Source organism: Zoogloea sp. 1C4 (genome assembly GCF_009469605.1).
Classification (GTDB): Bacteria; Pseudomonadota; Gammaproteobacteria; order Burkholderiales; family Rhodocyclaceae; genus Zoogloea; species Zoogloea oryzae.
Genome location: NZ_SSXU01000053.1, coordinates 1 through 4,197, shown reverse-complemented (window position 1 = coordinate 4,197; position 4,197 = coordinate 1). Strand labels below are relative to the sequence as shown.

8 protein-coding genes are annotated in these 4,197 nt (G+C 62.7%); 7 read left to right on the top strand and 1 reads right to left on the bottom strand.

Annotated features, from left to right (window positions below):
• The first annotated feature begins 496 nt into the window (after positions 1-496).
• Positions 497-916, top strand: coding sequence for a hypothetical protein (locus tag GH681_RS22510; protein ID WP_153163742.1), 420 nt, complete (start codon positions 497-499; stop codon positions 914-916).
• Between the two features lie 25 nt (positions 917-941).
• Here GH681_RS22510 and GH681_RS22505 read toward each other — a convergent pair whose 3' ends face one another.
• Positions 942-1,553, bottom strand: coding sequence for a hypothetical protein (locus tag GH681_RS22505; protein WP_153163741.1), 612 nt, complete (start codon positions 1,551-1,553; stop codon positions 942-944).
• A 324-nt stretch (positions 1,554-1,877) separates the two neighbouring features.
• On the opposite strand from GH681_RS22505, the gene GH681_RS22500 reads away from it, so the two are divergent.
• The 6 genes from GH681_RS22500 to GH681_RS22475 are packed head-to-tail and all read left to right on the top strand — an operon-like array spanning position 1,878 to position 4,170.
• A complete protein-coding gene (locus GH681_RS22500; protein ID WP_153163740.1) occupies positions 1,878-2,021 on the top strand; it encodes a hypothetical protein in 144 nt (47 codons plus the stop codon).
• Complete coding sequence (locus tag GH681_RS22495) at positions 2,018-2,287, top strand: hypothetical protein (RefSeq protein WP_153163739.1); 270 nt, start codon at positions 2,018-2,020, stop codon at positions 2,285-2,287. Before GH681_RS22500 ends, GH681_RS22495 begins: the two co-directional genes overlap by 4 nt.
• Complete coding sequence (locus GH681_RS22490) at positions 2,284-2,781, top strand: hypothetical protein (protein WP_153163738.1); 498 nt, start codon at positions 2,284-2,286, stop codon at positions 2,779-2,781. The genes GH681_RS22495 and GH681_RS22490 overlap by 4 nt, the downstream gene beginning before the upstream one ends.
• Positions 2,778-3,104, top strand: a complete 327-nt coding sequence (locus GH681_RS22485; protein WP_153163737.1) for a hypothetical protein — start codon at positions 2,778-2,780, stop codon at positions 3,102-3,104. Before GH681_RS22490 ends, GH681_RS22485 begins: the two co-directional genes overlap by 4 nt.
• Positions 3,101-3,508 (top strand): hypothetical protein, encoded by a 408-nt coding sequence (locus GH681_RS22480; protein WP_153163736.1) that lies wholly within the window; start codon positions 3,101-3,103, stop codon positions 3,506-3,508. Before GH681_RS22485 ends, GH681_RS22480 begins: the two co-directional genes overlap by 4 nt.
• Complete coding sequence (locus tag GH681_RS22475) at positions 3,505-4,170, top strand: DUF3987 domain-containing protein (RefSeq protein WP_153163735.1); 666 nt, start codon at positions 3,505-3,507, stop codon at positions 4,168-4,170. The genes GH681_RS22480 and GH681_RS22475 overlap by 4 nt, the downstream gene beginning before the upstream one ends.
• The last annotated feature ends 27 nt before the right edge of the window (positions 4,171-4,197 follow it).

Below are 4,197 nucleotides of genomic sequence, written 5' to 3'. Positions count from 1 at the left end.
CAGACCGTGCTTGACGCCATCGCGTGTGCCCGCTGCCACATCCAACCTGATCGAAGTTACCCCAGGCCACGACGCGTCAAGCCGCACCAGCATTTGGCATATAAGGGGGCTTAAGTTGGGAGCATTGCGTGCTAAGGGGGTTATGTTTTTATTCACATAGAGTACTTTGCTAGGTTGTGCAGGCTGGAAATACCAAAGATGGTCGGAACAGTCGGAACAGTCGGAACAAGAATCGAGAACCCAAGCGGGACGCGGCTTTGCAGGGAGCTATGTTGTTCCGACTTCGAGTTTACTTAGTCGGAACAGTCGGAACACTTTCAGCGCTTCGGCCTTTGCCCTGCGCAGTCTGGCGTCGAGCCACCCCCATCCGGTTTCGGGTATCGTGCAGGCGTCTGCATGAACGTTCGTCGAGGTATATGGCCTTGATGTGTTGGTGATTCGGGCGCAGTTGTCTGCGTCCAGTTGTGGCGTGATTGAAGTTGCTTGAGAAAGGAAAATGATGCGTACGATTTGGGCTTTCAGTGCGGCTGTAGGGTGGAAGCAGATTGAGGATTTTCTAGTCACTGCTGAAGCCAATGACGGCCAGACAGAACGAACATTGGCCGGGTTCAGGGCTTTCCCTGGCCTGTCGGTCGGCGACGATGAAACCGGCTCTTTCCGCGTTTCCGTGTTCGCCCGCTCTGGCGATGGAACTCAAGAGAAGGCGCCTGAATATCGCTTTCTGGTGCGGATCGAGGTTGCCGACACAGAGGACTATGTGGCCGTTGAGGGCTTGCCCGATGTGCTGGAACTTCTTCGCCAGACGGCGCCGCTCGCTGCATCGATCGATGCAGCGGCGATCAAGCGGGACAAATACACGAAGCAAATCGAGAAGGAGCTTGAGAAGGGTTCATTTCGATCCCGGAAACGCGGCTGACCACAACCCAGTAGTTGTAGGCGCACTAAAGCGTGAAGGGGAAGCTTTCTCCGCGACAGGCCGACAGGACGTTCCCGTATATCTCTTCGTTGGACTGGGTGTGCGTGGCGAGCGTCAGGTAATAGTTTCGGCCTTCGTACTGGTGGAAAACGATCCATTCACCCGTGAGAGCCCTGGCCCTGCTCTTGTCTTCGAAGGCGGTGACGGTGGAGTGATGCGCGATGTAGCCAATTAGCTCCTCCGTCACATATTCCGAGTCGGTTTGCTTCAGCCCTTCGTTCCAGATGCGTTCGAAATTCCTGGCGCCCTCTTTGCTCTTTAGCACGTTGAGGAGATTCCGCGCTAGGAAGCGGGGTGAGAAAAAGTGAACCTTGTGCAGTCCTGCCAAAGGCGGATGCTTGAACTGATTCGGCGCAGCGGTATGGGCGCCCCGCCCAACGCCCTCAAGGGCTTTGATGGGGTCGGTAATGTCGAACGTGCTGTAATGCCTCGTCAGTTCGTGCACGAACACTTGGGCAAGAAACAAGATGCTGATCCGAGAAAGATCCAGACCACAAAAGGCCGATGATTCTGCGGCCCAATGGTGCAATTCGTCCCGGGTCAGAGAGAAGCGGATCGGGTTGTTTTCTGAACTCATACGGAAAGCATATCGTCGTTTGTGGGCACCGGGAACCTGGGAAGTCGTTCCCCCTTGACGTCACCACGTCACTACCCCATCATCACGACGTCACCTAAACAGTGGTGACCGGGTTTGACAGCCCGAAACCTACAGGCCGACCAGGCCGCGCAAGCGGCATTTTTACGTCGGCAGCATGGTGACGCCTGTTCAATGGCGGGGCCGTGTGGGGAGCCTTCGGGCTGCCGGTTTCCTGTAGGCCGGTCTGTCAACCTCGCACGGTTCCGCCACCCCGATTGACAGCGGGGTGCGGAGACATCAACCGCACTACAGGAGCACCACCCCATGATCACCCGCGCCTTGGCGTGCAAGCGTATGCACGCGTCCGTATCCCCGGTTTTCTCCCTCAAGCTTTACCGCGCCCTGCGCCTCTTCGTCGGCCCCGTGCTGGCCTGGCGCCTGGCATTTGCATGGAGGGCTGAAGCATGAGCACCAATGCCGATTTTCAGCCCGTCCCCCTGGAAGACGTGTTCTCCGGCTTCGAGTGCTGCGCCAAGTCTTTTGCCCAGCTTGCCGCGCTCCTGGCAGTGATCCGCGACAAATCGCCCGAGAACTCTGACGTCGCCCACCTCGCCGCCATGGGCTGGGCAGTGGCCTGCGACATGGACAGCTACGCCGGTTCCACGGCCGAGCACATCCACAAAGGTGGTGTGCAGGCCGGGGCTCAGTCGTTTGGCGTGAGGGGTCAAGCATGAAGACCTGGATCGTACTGACCTCGGGCGACGTAATCGCTCGAATCAATCCGCTGGAGTTCCATGATTTCTATGAACTCATCGGCACCCGCGCTGCGCTGGAAGCCGAAGGCATCAATTTTCCCAATCACGAATGGCCGACAGGCTTTAATTCCGTCAGTTGGACGGCGGGGGCGTTCAAGTGCCGCATCAGCCGAGAACGTCCGAAAGGGGCAAAAGGCCCTCGCCGTGAGTTCATGAATATCGATTGGTGGTGCTTCAGATGCGAGTTAGTTGAATCCATCCACCACTTTGAAAAAACGGTCCGCGAGAAGGAAAAGGAGCTTGAGCAGGCTCGTCGAAGGGCAACTGACGCTGGGCGCCAAGAATGGAGCGCATTCTGCCGTCGGTATCGGGCCATGGAAGCGGACAAGGCTTTCCGGGGCTTTATGGGCAGGGTGCTGGGAAATGAGCCGCTCTTCCTCCAGCGTCAGGACTTTGGAGGGTCGGCATCATGAAGACTCTTCCGATCACCCCCGCCCCCTGGCGTCGCATCGGACACCGCACCATTGCCGCGGATCGTGGCGGGCGTTTGGTGGCGATCTGCGAAGTGTTCTCCGGCGCCGGCCCGCTCGAAGAGGCTGACGCCAACGAGGCCCTGATTGCCGCCGCCCCGGCCCTTTACCTGGCCGCCGCCGAGGTGGCCGGCTGGATCGATGCGGGCTTTCTTACGGTGGGCGTGCTGGCCGACACCAGCCCGGCCCGTGTTGAAGCCTGCGGGCGTGCCCTCGACGCCCTCGCCGACGCCTTGCGCCTGGCTGTGCCGGGGGTGGCGCCATGACCGCCCCGCACCCCGACCCGCGCATCTATTGGCGGTGCTCGCCGGGTCGGCGTCTGCCGGCCCATGCCCGCCCCCTGGCCGATGCCCGCGCCCGCGATCTGGTGCCGGCGGGGCGGCAGGTAGCGGTGTATCTCGACCGCTGGCCGGTGGCACCCGTTACGGCCCTGGGGCCAGCGATCTGCTGCCCGCCCGACATGCACCCTTGCCGCCTCGACTGGCGTTACCTGGCGGCCCTGTCGGTGCTGGTGGTGACGCCCTCGCCCCCCGATGCCGACCGCCTGCGCCACCTCCTGGCCGAGCTGGTCGCGGTACAGCCCAAACGGCTGATCCTGCTGCAGCCGGGCGGCACGCCGGCCGCGGTGTTCATCGTGAGTGAGGCCCGCGGGGTGGAGGTGCAGCCATGACCGCCCCGCCCACCTTCACCCCCGCCACGCCGGCCGAACGCGCCGCCCTGGCCCCGGCCTTGGGCGACCCGCGCACCTGGCCGGTGGCATCGTGGCCCGATCCGCAGCCCATCCCCGAAGGGCTGGCGCCGGTTGCGCCTTTTGACGCGGCCCTGTTGCCGGATCGCCTGCGCCCCTGGGTGGCCGACGTGGCCGAGCGGATGCAATGCCCGCCGGATTTCGTGGCCGAGCGGATGCAATGCCCGCCGGATTTCGTGGCCGTGCCGATGGTGGCCGCCCTGGGCAACCTGATCGGCCGGCGCTGCGCGATCCGGCCGCAGGCGCTGAGCGATTGGCACGAATTCCCGAACTTATGGGGCTGCATCGTCGGCCGGCCGGGGATGATGAAATCCCCCGCCATGTCTGCGGCCCTCGCCCCGCTGGTGCGCCTGGAAGCCCGCGCCCCGGACGAATGGACCGCCGCCCAAGGGCAATGGAAGGCAGAAGCCGAGATTGCCAAGGCCCGGGCCGAAGCCCGCAAGGGCGAGGCCACCAGGGCGCTACGCAAAGACCCGAACGCCTTGACGTGGCGAGCTTCCTTCAAGCCGATGGCGACGACGCGCCCATCCTGCGCCGCTACACCGTGGCCTCCGCCACCGTCGAAGCCCTGGCCGAAAAGCTGATCGAGAACCCCCGCGGCCTGCTGGTGG

Coding starts and splice junctions, on each gene's coding strand:
- GH681_RS22485 (WP_153163737.1), top strand. CDS start 2,778: ATGAAGACTCTTCCGATCACCCCCGCCCCCTGGCGTCGCATCGGACAC.
- GH681_RS22510 (WP_153163742.1), top strand. CDS start 497: ATGATGCGTACGATTTGGGCTTTCAGTGCGGCTGTAGGGTGGAAGCAG.
- GH681_RS22480 (WP_153163736.1), top strand. CDS start 3,101: ATGACCGCCCCGCACCCCGACCCGCGCATCTATTGGCGGTGCTCGCCG.
- GH681_RS22475 (WP_153163735.1), top strand. CDS start 3,505: ATGACCGCCCCGCCCACCTTCACCCCCGCCACGCCGGCCGAACGCGCC.
- GH681_RS22500 (WP_153163740.1), top strand. CDS start 1,878: ATGATCACCCGCGCCTTGGCGTGCAAGCGTATGCACGCGTCCGTATCC.
- GH681_RS22505 (WP_153163741.1), bottom strand. CDS start 1,553: ATGAGTTCAGAAAACAACCCGATCCGCTTCTCTCTGACCCGGGACGAA.
- GH681_RS22490 (WP_153163738.1), top strand. CDS start 2,284: ATGAAGACCTGGATCGTACTGACCTCGGGCGACGTAATCGCTCGAATC.
- GH681_RS22495 (WP_153163739.1), top strand. CDS start 2,018: ATGAGCACCAATGCCGATTTTCAGCCCGTCCCCCTGGAAGACGTGTTC.